This is a genomic window from Blastococcus sp. SYSU DS1021 (assembly GCF_054050995.1).
In genome coordinates, this window is the sequence record NZ_JBJHAL010000016.1 from 50,593 (window position 1) to 70,098 (window position 19,506).

Sequence of the window (19,506 nt, forward strand, 5' to 3'; positions counted from 1 at the left end):
TGTACGAGACGGCCTAGGGTGGCGGTGTCACGGCCGAGGCCGTGGTGCGGGAGCTCGGATCGACCGGGCTGAGAGGGCGGCTGCCGCGCCGCCGACCGCTGGAACCTGACCGGGTAATGCCGGCGTAGGGAGCGATCATGAGCACGTCCGGAACCGTCGGCGCAGCCACCCGCGGGGGAGATGCGCCCCTCACCCTGTCCGAGCCGCCGCCCAGGACCCTGGGCCTGCGGGAGACCGCCGGCCTCTGGGCCAGCCTGGGCATCAGCCTGCTGCTGCCCGTGGCAGCCACCTTCGTGGTCCTCGCCGACCGGCCGCTGTGGCACACGATCGGGGCCATCGTCGTCGGCGCGGTCATCGGGTCGGTGCTGCTGGGGCTGGGCGCCGCCGCCGGCGCCCGCGAGGGCGTGCCGGCGATGGTGCTGCTCCGCGGCCTGCTGGGCCGGCGGACCTCGTTCCTGCCCACCGGCTTCAACCTCGTGCAGTGCGTCGGCTGGGCCGCCTTCGAGATCCTGATCATCTCCGAGGCCGCCGCGCGCGCCCTCGACGCGCCGCGCTGGCCGTTCGCGATCGCCGCGGGCGCCTTCGCCACCCTGATGGCGCTGCGCCCGCTCGGTGTCGTGCGGGTGCTTGCGCGCTACGCCGTCTGGGCGGCGATCGCCGCGATCGCGTACCTCTTCGTCCAGGTCCTGTCCGAGCCGCTGCCACCGGTGACCGAGGGCGGGGCGACGTCCTTCTGGACGGCGGCCGACATCGTCATCGCCCTGCCGATCTCGTGGTTCCCGCTGGCAGCCGACTACACCCGGCACGTCCGCAGCGGCCGGACCGCCTTCGTCGGGACGGCGTCCGGCTACGGCCTGGCCACCGTGGCCATGTTCAGCCTCGGGGTCATCGCGCTGGCCGCCTACGGCCGCGGCGGGCTCGACGTCATCGACGCGATGCTCGCCGTCCCGCTGGGTCTGGTCGCCGTCCTGGTGCTGCTCGTGGTGGAGGTCGACGAGGCGTTCGCCAACGTGTACTCGACCGCGGTCTCGGCCCAGAACGTGGTGGCCCGGCTCGACCGCCGCGTGCTCGCCGTGGCGGTCGGCGTCGTGGCCACCACCCTCGCCCTGGCCTTCGACCTCGCCGCGTACGAGCCGTTCCTCTTCCTGATCGGCGCGGTGTTCGTCCCGCTCATCGGGGTCTTCGTCGTCGCCTACTTCCTGCTGCCCCGGGGGGCGTGGGACACCTCCGACACCGCGCGCGCCCGCCCGCTGCTCCTGCTCCCCTGGGTGGCCGGCTTCGTGGCCTACCAGCTCACGCTGCCGACCTTCTTCGCCGGTCCGGGTGCGGCCTGGACGACGTGGTGGACCGAGCGCCAGACCGACCTCGGCATCGACCCGGCCAACGGCTGGTCGGCCTCGCTGGTGAGCCTCGCCGTGGCCGCGTTGCTGACCGTGGCCGTGGCCCTGCCGGGCGCGCTGCGGCACCGCCGGGCGGCGGCGTGACCGCGTCCCTCGGGGGCCTGCACGTCCTGACCGACGCCCGGGTCGGCCGGGCGGCGCTCGACGCGGTGACCGCCGCGGTCGCCGCCGGCGCCCCGGTGGTCCAGGTGCGGTCCAAGGACGCCTCCGACCGGGAGCGCTACGACTTCGCCCGCCGGGTGGTGGAGGTCTGCGCGGGCGCGGGGGCGACCTGCCTGGTCAACGACCGCGTCGACCTGGCGCTGGCCGTCGGCGCCCACGGCACGCACCTGGGCGCCGACGACCTGCCGCTCGACGTCGTCCGCCGGCTGGCCGGCCCGGGGCACCTGCTGGGCGGCACGGCCCGGGACCCGGAACGCGCCCGCCTCCTGGTGGCCCAGGGCGCCGACTACCTCGGCGTCGGGCCCGCCTACGCGACGGCGACGAAGGCCGGGCTGCCCGCTCCCCTCGGCCCGGCAGGAGTGCGTGCGGTGGCCGAGGCGGTCGAGATCCCGGTGATCGCCATCGGCGGGGTGACCGTCGAGCGGATCCCGGACCTGCTCGCCGCCGGCGCCGCCGGGGTGGCCGTCGTCGGCGCCGTCTCGGCCGCGGCCGACCCCGGTGCCGCCACCCGTGAGCTGCTCCGGGCCCTGGGCGGCAGACCGTGACCGTCGTCGTCGTCGGCGGTGGGCTGATCGGGCTGTCGGTGGCGTGGCGGGCGGCCCAGCGGGGCCTGCCGGTCACTGTGGTGGACGACGCGCCCGGAGGCGGTGCGTCGCAGGCCGCCGCCGGCATGCTCGCGCCGGTCACCGAGGCCGCCTACGGCGAGGAGGCGCTGCTCCGGCTGTGCCTGGCGTCGCTGGAGCGCTATCCCGCCTTCGTCGCGGAGGTGGAGCGGGCCGGTGGCGTGCCGGTGGGCCTGCGCACGCAGGGCACCGTCGTCGTCGCTTTCGACGAGGACGACATGCGCGCGCTGGATGCCCTGCTGGACTTCCAGCGCGAGCTCGGACTGGCCGTCGAGCGGCTGACCGCGCGGGCCGCCCGGCGCCGCGAGCCGTCGCTGTCGCCGCGGGTACGGGGCGCCCTGCACGTCCCGGGCGACCACTCGGTGGACGGCCGGGCCCTGCACGCCGGGCTGCTGGCCGCCGCCGAGGCGGCCGGCGTCCGGCTGGTGTCCTCCCGGGTCGCGGAGGTGCGGGTCGTGGACGGCCGGGCCGCCGGGGTGCGGCTGGCCGACGGCACGGAGCTGGCCGCCGACGCCGTCGTGGTGGCCCTGGGCGCGCGCAGCGGCGCGCTCACCGGGGTTCCCCCGCTGCCCGTCCGGCCGGTCAAGGGGCAGATCCTCCGCATGCGGGGGGCCGCCGGCCTGCTGGAGGGGACCGTGCGGGCGCTGGTGCGCGGGCGGCAGGTGTACCTGGTGCCGTACGACGACGGCGTGACCGGGGACGGGCTGATCGTCGGCGCCACCGTCGAGGACCGGGGCTTCGACGCCGCGGTCACCGCCGGCGGCGTGCACGACCTGCTGCACGACGCGCTCGAGGTGGTCCCCGGCGTCTCCGAGCTGGAGCTGGTCGAGACCATCGCCCGGTGGCGGCCCGCGACGGCGGACAACGGGCCATTGCTGGGACCATCGGGGGTGCCGGGCGTGGTCCTGGCGACCGGGCACTACCGCAACGGCGTCCTCCTGGCGCCCGTGACCGGCGAGGTGGTCGCCGAGCACCTCGCGACCGGCGAGCTGCCCGGTCTCGCCGCCCCCTTCACCGCAGACAGGTTCGGAAGGTGATCCGCATGCAGGTGACCGTCAACGGCGTGCCCACCGACGTGGACGACGACTGCACCGTCGCCGCGCTCGTCGAAGCCCGCACCAACGGCCACGGCAAAGTCGCCGTCGCGCGCAACGGCGACGTCGTCCCCCGGAGCGGCTGGGAGTCGACCCGGCTCTCCGCCGGGGACAGCCTGGAAGTCCTCGCCCCCACCGCAGGAGGTTGACCCGATGACCGTGCACGAGGTGGTCCCCGCGCTGGAGCAGGAGGAGAAGGCCGATCCCTTCCTCCTCGGCGGGGAGACGTTCACGTCCCGGCTGCTGCTGGGCACCGGCGGGGCGCCCAGTCTCGAGTCGCTGGAGCGGGCCGTCGTGGCCTCCGGCACCGAGCTGGTGACGGTGGCACTGCGCCGGGTGGAGGCCTCCAGCAGTGCGGCGATGCTCGAGGTGCTGGACCGGTGCGGGGTGCGGCTGCTGCCCAACACGGCCGGGTGCCGGACCGCCCGGGAAGCGGTCCTGACCGCCCGGCTGGCCCGCGAGGCGTTCGACACCTCCTGGGTGAAGCTGGAGGTCATCGGCGACGAGCACACGCTGCTCCCCGACCCGATCGAGCTGTTCGAGGCGGCCGAGGAGCTCGTCGCCGACGGGTTCACCGTGCTGGCGTACACCACGGACGACCCGATCCTCGGGCGCCGGCTGGCCGACATCGGGTGCGCGGCCGTCATGCCGCTGGGCTCGCCGATCGGCAGCGGCCTGGGCATCCGCAACCCGCACAACATCGCGCTCCTCCGCGAGGCGGTCGACGTCCCGGTGGTGCTGGACGCGGGCATCGGGACGGCGTCGGACGCGACGCTCGCGATGGAGCTGGGCTGCGACGCCGTCCTGCTCGCCTCCGCCGTCACCCGGGCGCGGGAACCGGAGCGGATGGCCCTGGCGATGCGCCACGGGGTGGAGGCCGGCAGGCTCGCCCGGGGGGCCGGGCGCATCCCGCGGCGCTGGCACGCCGAAGCCTCCACGTCGATGCAGGGGCTGCCCGAGCTGTGACGCCGCCCCGCCTCCTGGTGCTCACCGACCGCACCCAGTGCGACCGGCCGCTGGTGGACGTGGTCGCGGCAGCGGTCGAGGCCGGAGCGCGCGCGGTGGTGCTCCGGGAGAAGGACCTGCCCGCTGCCGAGCGGGACCTGCTGGCCGCGGAGCTGGCGCCCGTGCTCGCGTCGGTGGGCGGCGTGCTGCTGCGCGCCGGTGCGCCCGGCGCCACCGGGGCGGTCCACCTCTCGGCGAGCGAGCCGTTCCCCGCACCCCGCCCGCCGGTCGTCGGCCGGTCGTGCCACTCCGCGGCCGAGGTGGCGGCCGCCCGCGCCGAGGGATGCGACTACGTCACCGTCTCGCCGGTCTTCCCCACCCCGTCCAAGCCCGGCTACGGCCCCGCGCTGGGGCCCGAGGGCCTGCGCGCGATCCTCGTGCCAGGGGCACCGCCGGCGCTCGCGCTCGGTGGGGTCCTCCCCGAGCACGTGCCCTCGCTCCTGGCCGCAGGGGCGCACGGGGTCGCCGTGATGGGCCCGCTGATGCGCGACCCGGGGCGCGCGGCCGCGTACCTCGAGGCGATGCCCCCGGTCAGCCGCCCGGGACCCGGCGCCCGGCCGCAGGCTCCGTCCCCACCGTGGCCGGGCTAGTCTGGCGGCACAACCGAACACACACATTCGCAGCAGGGGAGCGCTTCGGCGCTGAGAGTGCGGGACACCGCAGACCCTCGAACCTGATCCGGGTCATGCCGGCGCAGGGAGCCTGGAGGAAGAGACATGGCCGATCCGGCCGTCCGTTCGTCGAACGCTGCGCCCGCCCGGGAGCGCAGCAACCGCTGGCGCACCGTCGACATCGTCGTCACCGCCGTCCTCGGCGCCGCCTTCGGCGTCGTCTTCTGGGCGTGGGGCCTGCTCTGGGCCGGCACGGGGACGGCGTTCGCCGCCTTCCCGCCCGCCCAGGCGTTCATGTACGGCGTCTGGCTGATCCCCGCGGTGCTCGCCCCGCTGATCGTCCGCAAGCCCGGCGCCGGCCTGTTCGCCGAGCTGGTCGCCGCGATCGTCTCCGCGCTGCTCGGCTCCGCCTGGGGGACGACGACGATCGTCTACGGCCTGCTGCAGGGCCTGGCCGGCGACGCCGGCTTCGCCGCCTTCCGCTACCGCCGCTTCGGCTGGGCGCCCGCGCTGCTGGCCGCCGTCCTCACCGGTGCGACCGCCGCCGTCCTCGACCTCGTCTACTACTACCCGGACTGGTCGGCGGGCTGGAAGACGACCTACGTCGCGCTCGTCGTGGGCAGCACGGCGGTCGTCGCCGGGATCGGCAGCGTGCTGCTGGCCCGCGCACTGGCCGCGAGCGGCGCGCTGTCGTCGTTCGCCTCCGGTCGCACGCGGGTCTGACGACGTCCGGGGCCACGGGCCCGGCCGCCGTCCGGCTGGACGGGTGGGGCTTCCGGCACGCCACCCGGCGGGCCTGGGCGGTGCGGGACGTCGACCTGCGCATCGCCCCCGGCGAGCGGGTGCTGCTCACCGGCCGTTCGGGCGCCGGCAAGTCCACGCTGCTGCGCGCGCTCGGCGGGCTGCTGGAACCGGAGAGCGGTGACGTCGAGGGGGAGATCACCGTCGACGGCGGGCCGCCCGACCGCCGCCGTCAACGGGTCGGCACGGTCTTCCAGGACCCGGATTCCCAGCTGGTCATGACCCGGGCCGGCGACGACGTCGCCTTCGGGCTGGAGAACGTCGGGACGCCGCGGGACCGCATCTGGCCGGCGGTCGACGCCGCCCTCGACGCCGTCGGCTTCGGTCTCGGCCGCGACCGGGCGACCGCCGCACTCTCCGGCGGTCAGAAGCAACGGCTGGTGCTGGCCGGCGCCCTCGCCCCCCGCCCGGGTCTGCTGCTCCTGGACGAGCCCACCGCCCAGCTCGACCCGGACGGCGCCGCGCTCGTGCGCACGGCGGTGGACCGCGCGGTGGCCGACCGCTCGGCCACCCTGGTCATCGTCGACCACGACCTGGAGGCGTGGCTGCCGCTCGTCGACCGGGTCGTGGAGCTGCTGCCGGGCGGCGGGCTGACCGAGCACGCCGCCGGCTGGACGCCGCCGCCGCTGCGGTTCCCGGCGCGCCGGGCCGACCCACCGGCCGGCGAGGCGCTCGTGCGTGCCGAGGCCGTCAGCTACACCCACCGCGGGTCCGACCGCCCGGCGCTCGCGCCGACCGACGCGGTTCTCCTCGCCGGCCGGACGCTCGCCGTGACGGGACCGAACGGCACCGGCAAGTCCACGCTGGCCCTGCTGCTCGCCGGGCTGCGCGCGCCGACCGGCGGGCAGGTCAGGGTCGGGCCGACCCTGCGCGCCGGGCTGCGCCGACCCGACCGGCCGCCGGCGCGGTGGCGGGCGGCCGAGCTGGTCGAGCGGATCGGCACGGTGTTCCAGCAGCCCGAGCACCAGTTCCTGACCGGACGGGTGCGCGACGAGCTCTCCCTGGGACCGTTGCGGGCCGGGACCGACCGGACGGCGGCCGGCCGACGCGCCGACGAGCTGCTCGAGCGGCTGGGGCTGACCCCGCTCGCCGAGGCCAACCCCTTCACCCTCTCCGGTGGCCAGCAGCGACGGCTGTCGGTGGCGACCGCGCTGGCGACCCGGCCGCCGGTGCTGGTGCTGGACGAGCCGACCTTCGGCCAGGACCGCGACACCTGGGCCGAGCTGACCGCGCTGCTGGCCGAGCAGCAGGGCGAGGGCCGTGCACTGTGCCTGATCACCCACGACACGGCCGTCGTCGGCGCGCTGGCCGACGACGTGCTCCGCCTCGGCGACCCGGTGCCGGCACCGTGAGCGCCCCCCTCACGCTCGGCCCGGCCCGGGCCGTCCCGCTGTCGGCGATCAATCCCGTCGCCCAGCTCTCGGCGATCGTCGTCCTCACCGTCGTCCTGCTCGTCAGCGGTGACTGGGTGACGCCGTCGGTGGTCCTCGCCGCGGAGCTGGCGCTGCTGCCCGCGGCGGGCCTGACCACGCCGCGGTCGGTCCTGCGCCGCACGTGGCCCCTGCTGCTGAGCGCGGCCGGTGTCGCCTGGGTCAACGTCGCGTTCGGCACACTCGACGGCGCGGCGGCGTGGCTGAGCGGGGCCACCTGGGGGCTGCGGGTGATCGCGTTGGCCCTGCCCGGCGTCCTGCTGGTCTCCTCCACCGACCCCGTGCGGCTGGCCGACGCGCTCACCCTGCACTGGCGCGTCCCCACCCGCTTCGCCTACGGGGCGCTCGCCGCCCTGCGGCTGGTGCCGCTGCTGGCCACCGAGTGGCAGACCATCCGCCTCGCCCGCCGCGCCCGGGGCGTCGACGCCGGTGCCAGCCCGGTCGCCCACGTCCGGCTGTTCGCCGGCACCGCCTTCGCACTGCTCGTCGGCGCGATCCGGCGGGGGAGCCGGCTGGCGACGGCGATGGACGCCCGCGGCTTCGACTCCGGGATCCCCCGCAGCAACGCGCGGGGCTCCACGCTGCACCGGCGCGATGCCTGGTTCGTCGCCGCCGCCGTCGCGGTGTGCGTGCTCGCCGTGGCCGCGAGCGTCCGATCCGGATACTGGTCGCCGGTGTTCGTCGGCTGATGGTGTGATCCGCACGACATCAGGTTTGACGCCCGGGGCCACGACCCATAGGTGATGGTTAGGCCAGCACGCGGCAGCAGCGGGCCTCGACGGAGGAGAGCACAGGCGTGACAGGGCAGGCGGCCGGCACGATCTGGCCCTCGGCGTACCCGCCTGCGGCCGAGCCCGTCCTCGTCTGGGACCTGCACGACGTCGCCGAGCTCCCGGGTGTGCGCGCGCAGGTCCGCCACCGGGTGACCGGCCCGGGGATCGGTGACCTGCTCGACCGGCTCGTGCTCGCCCTGGACGAGATGGCGTCGAACGCGCTGCGCCACGGTGGCGGTGAGGTGCGGGCGGCCCTCCGCACCACCGGCGCCGCCTACCTCGTCGAGGTGACCGACCAGGCGCCGCACCGCCCGCCGGCACCGGCCGTCGGCCGCGACCCGAGCCTGGGGGGACTGGGCCTCTACCTGATCGCCGAACTGGCCGCCGCGCACGGCTGGTACGTCGCCGCGGGGCGCAAGCACGTCTGGGCGATGCTGGGCCGCTGAGCGGCCGTCAGCCGTGGGGGTGCAGCCGGACCGCCACGAGCGCGACGTCGTCCTGCAGCGCCTCGGCGGGGCGCAGCCGGTCGAGGACGGCGTCGCACAGCTCCGGCAGCGGCCGGCCCCCGAGGTCGGCCAGCGCCGCGCGCAGCCGGGCGGTGCCCTCGTCGAGCGAGAGGTCGCGCCCCTCGACCAGGCCGTCGGTGTAGAGCAGCACGGTCGTCCCGCGGGGCACCGTCACCACCGTCTCCGTGCGCCGCGTCTCCGGGTCGACCCCGAGCATCAGCTCGGCCCGTTCCCCCGCCAGCTCCTCGATCCGCCCGTCCGGCCGCAGGACCAGCGGCGGCGGGTGGCCGGCGTTGGACCAGCGCAGCCGGGTCATGCCGGCGGCGCGCTCCTCGGCCGTCTGCTCGACGCGCACGACCGCCGCGGTGGCCAGCGTGCCCACGTGCAGGCCGCGGATGGCGGCGTCGAGGTCGGTGAGCACCTCTGCGGGGCCGATGTCGCGGTAGGCGATGCCGCGCAGCATGCCGCGGAGCTGCCCCATCGCCGCGGCCGCCTCGGTGTCGTGCCCGACGACGTCGCCGATGACCAGCACGGTCGCGTCCGAGGGCTGCTGGAAGGCGTCGTACCAGTCGCCACCGACCTCCGCCACCGCCATCGCCGGCTGGTAGCGCGCCACGATCTCGGCGGAATCGGGCTGCGGCGGTGCGGTGAGCAGGCTGCGCTGCAGACCTTCGGCCAGTCGGCGCTGCTGCTCGTAGAGCCGGGCGTTGTCCAGCGCCAGCGCCACCCGGCCGGCGACGTCGCGCACAGTGGCGACGTCCTCCTCGTCCGGCAGCGGGCGGTCGGCGGACCGGTAGGCGCTGAGCGCCCCGAGCGTCCGGCCCCGGGCGGCCAGCGCCATCGTCACCGCCGACCGCGGCGCCAACCGCCAGAAGGCGTCGCTGACGTCGCCCGGTGGCAGGGTCTGCCCCACGGCCACCCCGACGTCGGGGACGACCAGGACCTGCCCGGAGGCGAGCGCCCGCATGATGGGGGCGTCGGGGGGCAGGGCGGCCAGCCGCAGCGCGGCGTAGCGGCGGACGGCGTCCCGGTACTCCGGGTCGCGGTGCCAGCTGGCGACGTCCCGCATCCGGCCTTCCTCGTCGGCGAGGCTCAGGATCGCCCAGTCGCCGAGCTCGGGCACGAGCAGCTCGGCGACCCGCTGCAGCGCCTCCTCCTCCCGCTGCCGGGTGTTCAGCGACGCCGACACGGCCGTGGTGGCGTGCGCGACCAGCGCGAGCCGGGCGGCGCTGCGCCGGGCCTTCTCCTCGGCCGCCCGGCGCTCGGTCACGTCGAGGAAGGACACCGACAGACCGTCGGGCGTGGGCCAGGCGCGCACCTCGAACCACGCGGCCAGCGGCGGCGGGTAGTAGGCCTCGAACAGCTGCTCCTGCCCGGTCGACACCGCCGTCCGGTAGTGCCGTTCGAAGTCGCTGTCCACGGCCGCCGGGAACCGGTCCCAGACGACCTGCCCGATCAGCTCCTCCCGCGAGGCGCCCAGCACCCGCTCGGCCTCGGCGTTGACGTAGGTGAAGCGCCACTCCCGGTCCAGCGAGAAGAACGAGGCCTTCATCGCCTCCAGCAGGCGGGCGAGGCGGACGTCCTCCTGCCGCTGCGGCGTCGTGTCGTAGGCGGCGCCGAGCAGCCGCACCGCGGTACCCCTGTCGTCGGAGACCGCCCGGCCCCGGCCCCGCACCCAGCGGGTCAGCCCTGTCGGCAGCACGACCCGGAACTCGGCCTCGTAGTCGCCGCGCCCCTCGATGGCCGTCTGCAGGGCCTCGGTCGTCCGCTCCCGGTCGTCGGGGTGCACCCGGGCGACGAAGGAGTCGATCCTCTCGTCGAACCCCGCTCGCTCGTAGCCGAAGAGGGCCAGCATCCGGTCGTCCCAGAGCAGCCGGCCCGTGACCAGGTTCCAGTCGAAGCTGCCGATTCCGGCGGCGTCGATGGCCAGCTCGAAGCGCAGCCGGTGCGCCTCGTACTCCGCCGTGAGCGCCATGAGCTGGAGCTCGGTGCTGACCGAGTCGGCGAGCTGGCGGAGCAGGGTCACGTCCCGCTCGGTCCAGGCCCGTGCCCGGGGCTCGTACGCGCACAGCGCACCGATCGGGTCCCCACCCGTGGCCCGCAGGGGGATGCCGAGGAAGGCGCCGACCTGCCCGGACCGGACGGGGTCGCGGTCGGCCACCCGCTCGTCGCGGGCTGCGTCCGGCACGACGAGGGGGCCGTCGGCCGTCGCGGCGACGGCGCACAGCGAGGAGGCCAGCGGCAGCCGGGCCCCGATGCCGCCGGGTGGCAGGCCGGTGCCGGCCACCGCGGTCTGCACCTCGCCGACGAGGGAGACGTCGACGGACTCGCAGTCCAGCAGCCGGGTGGCCAGGTCGGTGAGCCGCTGCAGGCTGCGGTTGCCGAGGGCCTCGCCGGCCAGCCGGCGCACCGCCTCGGCGCGGTCGGCGATGCCCGTCGCCGAGCGTTCGGCAGCGCCCAGGGGGGCCGGCCCGTCGGGGAGCTCGGCGGCGGTCACGTGGGTTTCCCTCCACAGACGGTCCGCGGGTGGCCGGCGGCACGGCTGCTCCGTTTGCGCGGCGAGAGGTGCAGAGCCTGTCACACCGGTCGGCCGGGCGCGCGGATCGCGTCTGCAAGGGGACCGTGAGGAGGGCGGGAGAGGGCGGGTGGGGGTTCGGTAGCCGGGGCGGGCGCCCGGGCGGGGACCGGACCGGCGAGCGGTCCGGCCCGCCGTCGGCGGGCGCCCGCCGACGGCGGGAGGAAGCGGACGGGATGCCCGTCCACCGGCACGTGCCACGAGCTCCGCGACGTCGTCCGACGCCTCGTCCCGGAGCACCGCGCCGGGACGTCGGACCGCGGGCCCGGGCGGCGTCGGGACCCTGCCGGTCGGTGGACCGGTGGCCCCTCCGCCGCAGCCGGCCAGGCGCCGCCGGTCGGAGACCCGGGCGGTCGCGAGGGGGATCGCGCCGCCGGGCACCGGCAGGGGCCTGTCGTCCACCCCGCCGGACGGTTCCGGGTCCGCGTTGCCCGCCGTCCGCGATCCGTGCCTCCCTGGAGGGTCCGCGCGCTGCGTGCTGGGCAGCAGCCGGGCGGGGGGACGAGGCCGGATTCGTGGAGCGGCGAGGTCTGCGGGCGCCCGGAGGGCACCGTCGGGGGTGGGCCAGGTGCGGCCGAGGTCGGCCGAGGGGGACGCGCTCGCGGGACCGAGTCGACGATCCGCGACCACCCGGGGAAGAGGGAGGTCGGGGCCGGCGTGCTCGACGGGAGAGCGGTGGACGGCTGCCGCGGCTGGATGCCGTGGTCGCGCTGCAGGATCAGCCGGGCGCGGGAGGCGCCGGGCGGGGGTGCGCCGAGGGTGCCCGCACGGTGAACGGCGAGGCGAAGGTGCCGTTCGCGGGCCCGGTTCGTCGCGGCGGGGGCGGAGACCCGCGGACCGGGCACCCGGCCGGGTCGCCGCGGGCCCCGGCTCCACCGGATCCCTGCGGGGACCGCGGTGCCGGTACCCGGGGGGTGCGGCCCGCCGGGCCGGGGGTGCGGACCGGGAGGAACGGCGGCGTGGACCGCGCCCCGTACCGACCCGAGGACGGCCAGTCCCCCGGTGGACGCCAGCCGGCCGATGGCCGGCTCCGTACCGAGGGTTCCGTGGAACTCGGGTGGGTGGTGGGGCGGGCGGTCGCGTCAGGTGCGGCCGTACCGGTTCGCGACCCCGGCGACGAGGCCGGTCCCGCGGGAAGGAGCGCCGCGGCGGGGGAAGGCGCCACGGGCTGGACGGAGGGGGTGCTGGGCATCTCGCGCAGCACCACGGGGGGATCGAGGTCGCGCAGCACAGGGGACGCGGGGCGGCCCCAGGCGAGGTGCCGGCCCTGCTCGCCGGCGCCCCACAGCGCCATCCGGCGGGTGAACCCGCGCAGCGCCGCACGGCGCCGACCGGGCACCGGGGCGGGAGGTGCGGCGGTGCGCCACGCCAGGTTCTGACCCTGCTCGCCGGCACCCCACAGCGCCATCCGGCGGGTGAACCCGCGCACTCCGCCCAGGGGCTCGCGGACCCGCTCGGGGACCACGGTCACCCGAGGACTGAACACCGGCGGAGCGGGCACGTGCGGGGCACGGGCCGCGGGCGCCGGCTGGACCGACCGCAGCGGGACGGGTCGGGCCGCCGCCCGGTGCGTGGCCGGCCGGGGGCGCGGGCGGGGACGGACCTCGTCCGCCCGGTCCAGGACGTCGATGAGACCCACCAACGCGCTGGCCGGCTCGCGCGGGGAACGGTCGGCGCGCGCCGCTGAGTCCGCCGGCCTGACGGCCTGCCGGCTGCTGCTCATGTCGCCTCCCGAAGTCGTGTCCGCAGCAGGGGAAGGTGCCGCGGACAAGGAGAAACGTAGGGATCGGCGGGCCCGGCAGCCGGTTCCTCCGGCGCCTCGCCGGAACCGCGTGACCCAACCGTTGCCCAACCCCTGCGCACCGGTCGGTGACCCCTCGCCCGGCGCATGCCCTTGTCGATTCGACGGCCCCCCGCGAGCGTGGACGGGCCGATCCGGGCCGTCGGTCACTTCCGGACGACTCCGGCACGCCCGGCGTGTCGGCCCCGGCCGGAGCGCCGTCGGCCCGTGCGGACCGGCCGGACCGCGGCGGGCCCGTGCGGACCGGCTTGCGAGGATGCGGCGGTGACCGAGCGCATCCCCCTGGTGATCGACACCGACCCCGGCATCGACGACGCCCTCGCCATCCTGCTGGCCCTGGCCAGCCCGGAGGTGGACCTGCGGCTGGTCACCACGGTGCACGGCAACGTGGAGCTGGCGCAGGTCACCGAGAACGCCCTGCGGGTGCTGCACCTGGCCGGGCGCTCCGACGTGCCGGTGGCCGCGGGCGCCCGCGCCTCGCTGGTCCACCCACAGCCGGAGCGGGCCGGCCACGTGCACGGCGTCGCCGGGCTCGGCGGCGTCGAGCTGCCGCCCTCCCCCGCGGTCGTCGACCCCCGCCCCGCGGTCGTCGCCCTGGCCGAGACGCTGCTGGCCGCGAGCACGCCGGTGACGGTGGCCGCGATCGGCCCGCTCACGAACCTCGCGCTGCTGCTGGCCGTGTACCCGGAGGCCGCGGAGCGCATCGGGCGGCTCGTCGTCATGGGCGGTTCCGCCTCCCGCGGGGGCAACGTCACCGCCGCCGCGGAGTTCAACATCTGGTCCGACCCGGAGGCGGCGCAGGCCGTCCTCTGCTCCTCGGTGCCCGCCGTCCTGGTCGGCCTGGACGTCACGCTGCCCACCGTCCTCACCGAGGAGGGGATCGCCCGCTTCGCCGGTGCGGGCCCGGTCGGCCGCAGCGCGGCGGCGATCCTGCAGCAGTACGTGGACCACGCCCGGGACGCGTACGGCACCGCGGGCGTCGTCGTGCACGACGCCCTGGCGCTCACCGAGGCCATCGCCCCGGGCACCCTGGGCACCGTCCGGCGCGACGTCGTCGTCGACACCACGCTGGGCGCCGGCCGGGGGCAGACCCTGGTGGACCGCCGGGCGGTCTCGGGGTCCGCGACGGCGGTCGAGGTGGCCGAGACGGTCGACAGCGCCGCCGCCGTCGAGTTCCTGGTCTCCCGGCTGGCGCGGCTGGACGGCTGACTAGCGGCGCGCCTGCGTGCCCGCGACGATGCCGGCGGCGATGTCGCGCAGCTTGCGGTTGTAGCGCTGCGATGCCTGGCGCAGCACCTCGAAGGCCCGATCGGCGTCGATCCCCTGCTGGGCCATCAGCACGCCCTTGGCCTGCTCGATGACCGCGCGCGACTCCATGGCGATCCGCATGTTGCGGGCCTGCTCGGTCATCTGCGCGTGCGCGTCGGCATTGGCGACGGCGACCGCGATGCTCTCGGCCACCCCGAGGGCGGCGGCCAGCGACCCGGGGTGGGCGAACGCCGCGGGCCGGGTCGAGTACGCGTTCAGGGCGCCGATGCTCGACCCCTGGTAGGGCAGCGGCACCGACAGCGAGCTGCGGACAGGGGTCGCGCGCACGCGGGCCACGTAGGCGGGCCACCGCTCCTCGGTGCGCACGTCGTCGATCCGCAGGACGACGCCGCCACGGCCGGCGTCCAGGCAGGGACCGCTGTCCTCGGCGTACTGCAGCTCGTCGGCCGCCAGCGCCATCTCGCCGCGGTAGCCGGCCGTGAAGGCCTTGTCGCCGCGGACCAGCGTCGTGGAGACGGCGTCGGCGCCGGGGACGGCCCGGGCCGCGATCGTGGTGATCTCGGTGAGCACCTCGGTCAGCTCCCGGCCGCCCAGGGTCACCCGGGCGAGCTCGCGAAGGACGTCGTCCACCGGCACAGTCTGCCCGGCGGGACCCGCACCGGTCGCCCCCCTTCGCGCGTGGCGTCCCCATCGGTCAGGATGGTGCGATCCGGGCCGGGTCCCGGGGTACCCGCGGAGCAGACGCGAGAGGACGAGATGGCCGACGAGCTGGCCCCCGACGCGTGGCCGACCGCGCCCGTCCCCTCCGTCCCCGGTGACGTCTGGCACTGGCAGCTGGAAGCCATGCACGTGGTGTCCCGCGTGCGCACCGATCTGCGCGCGCGGATCGCCCACCCGTCGGTCTCCGCCGCCTCGACCGAGGACGCCCGGGACGGGCTGCTCCTGGTGTTCGAGGAGCTGGCGTCCAACGCGCTGCGGCACGGCGGGGGCGACGTGCGGGCCCTGGTCGTCGCCGGCCCCGCCGGCTGGCTGCTCGACCTCAGCGACGAGGCACCCGACCGCCCGCCCGTGCCGGCCGTCGACCGGGACCCGGCGCTGGGCGGGATGGGCCTGCACCTCGTCGCGCAGCTCTCCACCGCCTACGGCTGGGAGGAGCGGCCGGGCCGCAAGCACGTCTGGGCGCTGCTGCCCTCGGGGCGGGAGGCCGTCGAGGGGCTGCGCGACCGGCTGCCCGAGCAGCGCTCACCCGGCCTCCACCGGGACTGACGGAGGACCCCCTCCTCCTCACCCCTCGCACGCTCGGGGCGAGCCTCCGGAGGGGGCCGTCCCAGCACCTCACCAGGCGCGGTCGGCCCGGTGCACCGTCCCTGCAGCCGTGCCATGCCGCGGCTCTTCGTCCGGCGGTCCGGCTGGACCCGGGAAGCCCCGCCCCAGCGCATCACCGCGCGGCGCGGGTCACCGCCGCGCAGAACCGGGCGGCATCGGCGTGCACCGCGGCCATCGGTGCCAGCAGCTCCTCCTCCGCCACCGCGCGCACGGCCGCGCGCAACCGGCGGTCGGCCGCTCGCCCCCGTCGTCGCGCCCGCATCGCCACGAACGGGCGGCACACCAGGGCGAACAGCAGGCCGGCGAGCAGCCCACCGCCCAGCAGCAGCGTGGGCAGCGGCAGCCCCTCGACCCGGGGCAGCGGGACGACGCCGTCGAGCTGGAGGAACCCGAGCGCGACCAGGGCCAGCAGCCACAGCGCACCCACCAGGGCGGTGGCCAGGAGGAGCCACTGCAGCCCCGCAGCGGCCCGCTGCCAGAGCGGCACCCGGTCGGGCCCCAGATCGGCCCCGCCGACCGCCCGGTCCAGCGCGTCGGCCAGCCGGTCCTCGGAGACCTCGGCGGTGCGCCGCAGCTCCTCGCGCCACGCCGGCGCCAGCCCTTCTCCGACGGCGTCGCGCGCCTCGCGGACGGCGGTCGCCATGCGGGCCCGTTCCACCGCGCCGGCCGGGGGCAGCGACGTGCGGGCCCGCTCGTCCCCCAGGTGCAGCCGCCCCAGCGGATCGGGGCGCAGGGTGCGCGTCCAGCGCAGCAGGGGCCAGCCGGTGCGCCCGGCGCCCTCCCGCCGGGTCGACCGCTCGACGGCGGCGGTCACGGTGGGCACCCCGGCCGCGCGGGCCAGCGCGTCGGTGAGGCCGTCGGTCGGCTCCCGGGCCGGGTCGTCGGCGGCACCGGCCCGCCCCCACCACCGCGACCCACCGGCCGGGGTGGGCGGGCAGTGCGCCGCGAGCTCCGCGGCGCTGCCGCGGACGTCGGCGAGCAGCCGCTCCCCAGCCGCCCGGCGGTCACCCACCCGTCGGGCCAGCTCACCGCGCAGCTCGGCCAGCCCCGCTCCCGTGCGACCGGACACCGCCAGCAGGGGGGTCGCGGCCAGCCCTTCGCGGTCGAGCAGGCCGCGCAGGTCGGCCAGGCAGGCGCGGGCCGCGGCGTCGTCGAGCCGGTCGACCTGGTTGAGCACGACGAGCAGCACGCCCGCGTGGCCCGCCAGCGGCGCCAGGTACCGCTCGTGCACGGCGGCATCGGCGTACTTCTGCGGGTCGAGCACCCAGACGAGGACGTCGACCAGCTCCACCAGCCGGTCGACCTCCAGCCGGTGCTCCAGCCGCACGCTGTCGTGGTCGGGGAGGTCGAGCAGGACCAGCCCGTCGAGCGCCGGCTCGGGCTCGTGGCGGTGCCGCCGCGGCACCTCGAGCCAGTCGAGCAGCCGGTCGGCGCCGTCCTCGGCCGCGCCCCACACGGTGGCGTGCGCGACGCCGGTCGTGGGACGCCGCACCCCCGGGGTGCTCACCTCGCTGCCGGACAGCGCGTTGAACAGGGTGGACTTGCCGCTGCCCGTCGCCCCGGCCAGCGCGACCACGGTGGCGTCCCCGAGCGCCTCGCGCGCCCCGGCCTTGGCCAGCACCGCCCTGGCCCGCGCCACCTCCGGCACCGCCAGCTGCCCGTCGGCCACCTCGACCGCCTCGCGCAGCGCGGCCAGCCGGTCGGCCAGCGCTCCTCCCGCACGCCTCATGCCCGGCGTGCCTCGACGAGGGCACCGGCGGCCAGCCGCAGGTCGTCGGCGGCCTGCGGCGCCGGCGCCGCCGCGTCCAGGAGGCCGTCGAAGCGGTCCTGCTCGTACCGCAGCAGCGCCTCGGCCCGCTCCTCCAGGTCGGCCCGCGCCCGCTCGGCCAGCGACCGCACCGCGGCGTCGCCGAACACCGCCTCCAGCACGCGCTGGCCGACCGCAGTGGTGCCGCCGGCGACCGCCACCTCCCCGCCGAGGAGCCCACCGGTCTGGGCGAAGACCGCCACCATCACCACCGCGCCGGTCCCGCTGACGCCCCAGGAGAGCAGCCGGGCCCGCGAGCGCTTGTCGGCGCCCTCGTCGCGCACCAGGTCCAGCACCGTGCCCTGCCAGTCGCGCACCTGCGCCGCGGCGGCCTCCGGGAAGTCGGGCGACGCGGCGGCGAGCTCCTGCTCCCGGTCGCCCAGCAGCCCTGGTCCGGCCGGGAGCGCACGCCACGCCGTGACCGTCCGCTCCGCGGCCCGGTCCGCCTCGGCCCGCAGCAGGTGCTCGACGCTGCTCTCCAGCGCGCCCTGCAGGCTCTCGGCCGGGGCCGGGCGCCCGGTCAGCGCCGCGGTGACGCGGTCGCGCACCCGGCCGACGCGATTCTGCAGCGTGCGCATCCACTCCCCGGTGCCGACGAACTCCTGCCAGCGGGCGAGCACCTCGCCGCGCAGCAGGCTGCCGCTGCGGACCCCCTGGTCGATCCCGTCGCGCGCCCCGTCGTACGCGGCCGCGGCCGCTCCGTGCAGCGCCCCGGCCGCGGCCAGCTGCTCCTCCACGGCCAGGGCCACGGTGGCGGTGCGCTCCTGCAGGCTGTCCAGCGCCCCGGCGAGGGTCTGCCGGACGACGGCCGCCCGCTGCTCCTGGTCGGCGGCCAGCCCGTGCAGCCAGCTCCGCAGCGGCGCCACCTGCTCCTCGGGCAGCCGGCCGTCCTGCAGCGGCCGCTCCTCGACCACGAACAGCCGGGCGGCGGCGAGGCCGGCGCCCCGCAGCATCGCCGCGAGGTCGTCGGCGACCTCGGTGGCGGCCTCCGGCGGAACCCGGTCCAGCACGACGGCCAGCGCCGTCCCCCGCTGCTCGGCGGTGCGCAGCAGGTCCCACGGCACGGCGTCGGCGTAGCGGGCCGCGGTGGTCACGAAGACCCAGAGGTCGGCGGCGGCCAGCAGCTGGCCGGCGAGGTCGCGGTTGCTCGCCACCACCGAGTCGACGTCGGGAGCGTCGAGCACGGCCAGCCCCGCTGGCACATCGTCACGGGGGACCAGCTGCAGCGTCCCGGGGCCGCCGCTCCCGCCGGTGACCCGCGCCAGCCCCGGCAGCACCCGGTCACCGGAGAAGCTCCCGGCGTCGGCGCGGGCGCAGACGAGCACCGGGGCGCGGGTGGTGGGGCGCAGCACGCCGGCGGTGGTGACCGGAGCGCCGACCATGCTGTTGACCAGCGTGGACTTGCCGGCGCCGGTGGAGCCGCCGACGACGACGAGCAGCGGGGCGTCCAGGTCGCGCAACCGGGGCAGCAGGTAGTCGTCGATCTGGTCGGTGATGCCCCGGGCGGTCCGGACGGCCTCGTCGCGGCTCGCCGTCGCCAGGGCCAGCGGTGCGGCGGCCACCCGGTCGCGGAGCACCGTGAGGGCCTCGGTCAGACGCGGCGGCGACGGGATCACGCCTGCTGCTCTGCCCCGGGAGGCGGCCGGCTACCCGCCGGTTTCCCCCGGGTCACTCCGCCATCCGCGCACGCTCCTCGCGCAGCGCCTGGAACACCCGCCGCCGGACCCGGTCCTGCTCCTTCTCGGCGATGTCGACGAACCGGATGCTCATCACCCAGCGCGCCCCCCGGGCCTGGATGCGGATGATCTCGCCGCGCGACACCAGCGGACCGTCCTCGAGGCGGACGGTCAGCCCCATCGTCGTCCCGGCGTCCGGCACCACGCCGAAGCCCTCGAAGTGGACGCGCATGCCGGCCTCGCTGAGGTCCAGCGTCTCGCCCGTGAGGTCCACCCCGCCGAGAGCACCCTCCACCGGCACCGTCACGCGGCCGCGCACCGCCGCCCGCCGCTGGCTGTGCTCGGCGGGCCCGGTCGTCGTGAGCCGCCAGCGCACGACCGCGCCCGTCTGGACGTCCAGCACCTCGGCCGGCAGCATGCGGTGGCCGCTCTCGGTGCGCCAGTAGACCTCGACGACGTCGCCGGGGTTCACGACCGTGCCCTCCACGAACTCGCTCGCCGACGGCCGGACGGAGAGCACGCCGGCGTGGACCACCTCCACCCGGGCGCTGACGGCGACGTTGGTGCCGCCCAGCCGCACCTCGGCCTCGCTCTGCTCCGCCGGGTGGTCGACGCCGGGAACGCTGGTCATGGTCCTCTTTCGATCA

Annotated in this window: 17 protein-coding genes and 2 riboswitches; of the genes, 12 read left to right on the plus strand and 5 right to left on the minus strand. The window is 77.1% G+C overall.

Annotation, left to right across the window (positions count from 1 at the left end):
- Nucleotides 1-36: 36 nt before the first annotated feature.
- A riboswitch (TPP riboswitch) is annotated at nt 37-148 on the plus strand.
- The 10 genes from ACI8AP_RS13285 to ACI8AP_RS13330 all read left to right on the plus strand — a co-directional run bounded on the left by ACI8AP_RS13285 (nt 138) and on the right by ACI8AP_RS13330 (nt 8,345).
- The gene (locus ACI8AP_RS13285; protein WP_456589824.1) at nt 138-1,484 is read left to right on the plus strand and encodes a purine-cytosine permease family protein; all 1,347 of its coding nucleotides are present in this window, start codon (nt 138-140) and stop codon (nt 1,482-1,484) included. (Overlaps the previous riboswitch by 11 nt.)
- Complete coding sequence (thiE, locus tag ACI8AP_RS13290; protein WP_456589825.1) at nt 1,481-2,107, plus strand: thiamine phosphate synthase; 627 nt, start codon at nt 1,481-1,483, stop codon at nt 2,105-2,107. Before ACI8AP_RS13285 ends, thiE begins: the two co-directional genes overlap by 4 nt.
- Entirely contained in the window at nt 2,104-3,222 is a 1,119-nt protein-coding gene (gene thiO / locus ACI8AP_RS13295; RefSeq protein WP_456589826.1) for a glycine oxidase ThiO, read from the plus strand. The genes thiE and thiO overlap by 4 nt, the downstream gene beginning before the upstream one ends.
- Nucleotides 3,223-3,227: 5 nt before the next feature.
- Nucleotides 3,228-3,428, plus strand: coding sequence for a sulfur carrier protein ThiS (gene thiS, locus ACI8AP_RS13300; RefSeq protein WP_456589827.1), 201 nt, complete (start codon nt 3,228-3,230; stop codon nt 3,426-3,428).
- A 4-nt stretch (nt 3,429-3,432) separates the two neighbouring features.
- Entirely contained in the window at nt 3,433-4,245 is an 813-nt protein-coding gene (locus tag ACI8AP_RS13305) for a thiazole synthase (RefSeq protein ID WP_456589828.1), read from the plus strand.
- The gene (locus ACI8AP_RS13310) at nt 4,242-4,874 is read left to right on the plus strand and encodes a thiamine phosphate synthase (RefSeq protein WP_456589829.1); all 633 of its coding nucleotides are present in this window, start codon (nt 4,242-4,244) and stop codon (nt 4,872-4,874) included. The genes ACI8AP_RS13305 and ACI8AP_RS13310 overlap by 4 nt, the downstream gene beginning before the upstream one ends.
- A 24-nt stretch (nt 4,875-4,898) precedes the next feature.
- Nucleotides 4,899-5,002: riboswitch (TPP riboswitch) on the plus strand.
- A complete protein-coding gene (locus ACI8AP_RS13315) occupies nt 5,001-5,618 on the plus strand; it encodes an ECF transporter S component (protein WP_456589830.1) in 618 nt (205 codons plus the stop codon). (Overlaps the previous riboswitch by 2 nt.)
- Before the next feature lie 80 nt (nt 5,619-5,698).
- Entirely contained in the window at nt 5,699-7,048 is a 1,350-nt protein-coding gene (locus ACI8AP_RS13320; protein WP_456589831.1) for an ABC transporter ATP-binding protein, read from the plus strand.
- Nucleotides 7,045-7,815, plus strand: coding sequence for an energy-coupling factor transporter transmembrane component T family protein (locus tag ACI8AP_RS13325; protein ID WP_456589832.1), 771 nt, complete (start codon nt 7,045-7,047; stop codon nt 7,813-7,815). Before ACI8AP_RS13320 ends, ACI8AP_RS13325 begins: the two co-directional genes overlap by 4 nt.
- Before the next feature lie 107 nt (nt 7,816-7,922).
- On the plus strand, nt 7,923-8,345 hold the full coding sequence (locus tag ACI8AP_RS13330) for an ATP-binding protein (RefSeq protein ID WP_456589833.1): 423 nt from the start codon (nt 7,923-7,925) through the stop codon (nt 8,343-8,345).
- A 7-nt stretch (nt 8,346-8,352) separates the two neighbouring features.
- Here the strand turns inward: ACI8AP_RS13330 and ACI8AP_RS13335 are convergent, their stop codons facing one another.
- Nucleotides 8,353-10,902: a SpoIIE family protein phosphatase gene (locus ACI8AP_RS13335; protein ID WP_456589834.1), complete on the minus strand. Its 2,550-nt coding sequence runs from the start codon at nt 10,900-10,902 to the stop codon at nt 8,353-8,355.
- Between the two features lie 2,143 nt (nt 10,903-13,045).
- On the opposite strand from ACI8AP_RS13335, the gene ACI8AP_RS13340 reads away from it, so the two are divergent.
- Nucleotides 13,046-13,990, plus strand: a complete 945-nt coding sequence (locus ACI8AP_RS13340; RefSeq protein WP_456589835.1) for a nucleoside hydrolase — start codon at nt 13,046-13,048, stop codon at nt 13,988-13,990.
- Here ACI8AP_RS13340 and ACI8AP_RS13345 read toward each other — a convergent pair whose 3' ends face one another.
- Entirely contained in the window at nt 13,991-14,680 is a 690-nt protein-coding gene (locus ACI8AP_RS13345; protein ID WP_456589836.1) for an ANTAR domain-containing protein, read from the minus strand. It abuts the gene before it with no gap.
- Nucleotides 14,681-14,806: 126 nt separating this feature from the next.
- Here ACI8AP_RS13345 and ACI8AP_RS13350 point away from each other — a divergent pair, with 126 nt between their 5' ends.
- The gene (locus ACI8AP_RS13350; RefSeq protein WP_456589837.1) at nt 14,807-15,316 is read left to right on the plus strand and encodes an ATP-binding protein; all 510 of its coding nucleotides are present in this window, start codon (nt 14,807-14,809) and stop codon (nt 15,314-15,316) included.
- A gap of 172 nt (nt 15,317-15,488) precedes the next feature.
- Here the strand turns inward: ACI8AP_RS13350 and ACI8AP_RS13355 are convergent, their stop codons facing one another.
- The 3 genes from ACI8AP_RS13355 to ACI8AP_RS13365 are packed head-to-tail and all read right to left on the minus strand — an operon-like array spanning nt 15,489 to nt 19,490.
- Nucleotides 15,489-17,105: a GTPase gene (locus tag ACI8AP_RS13355; RefSeq protein ID WP_456589838.1), complete on the minus strand. Its 1,617-nt coding sequence runs from the start codon at nt 17,103-17,105 to the stop codon at nt 15,489-15,491.
- On the minus strand, nt 17,102-18,799 hold the full coding sequence (locus ACI8AP_RS13360) for an ABC transporter (protein WP_456589839.1): 1,698 nt from the start codon (nt 18,797-18,799) through the stop codon (nt 17,102-17,104). The genes ACI8AP_RS13355 and ACI8AP_RS13360 overlap by 4 nt, the downstream gene beginning before the upstream one ends.
- Before the next feature lie 52 nt (nt 18,800-18,851).
- Entirely contained in the window at nt 18,852-19,490 is a 639-nt protein-coding gene (locus ACI8AP_RS13365) for a PilZ domain-containing protein (RefSeq protein ID WP_456589840.1), read from the minus strand.
- Nucleotides 19,491-19,506 lie beyond the last annotated feature (16 nt).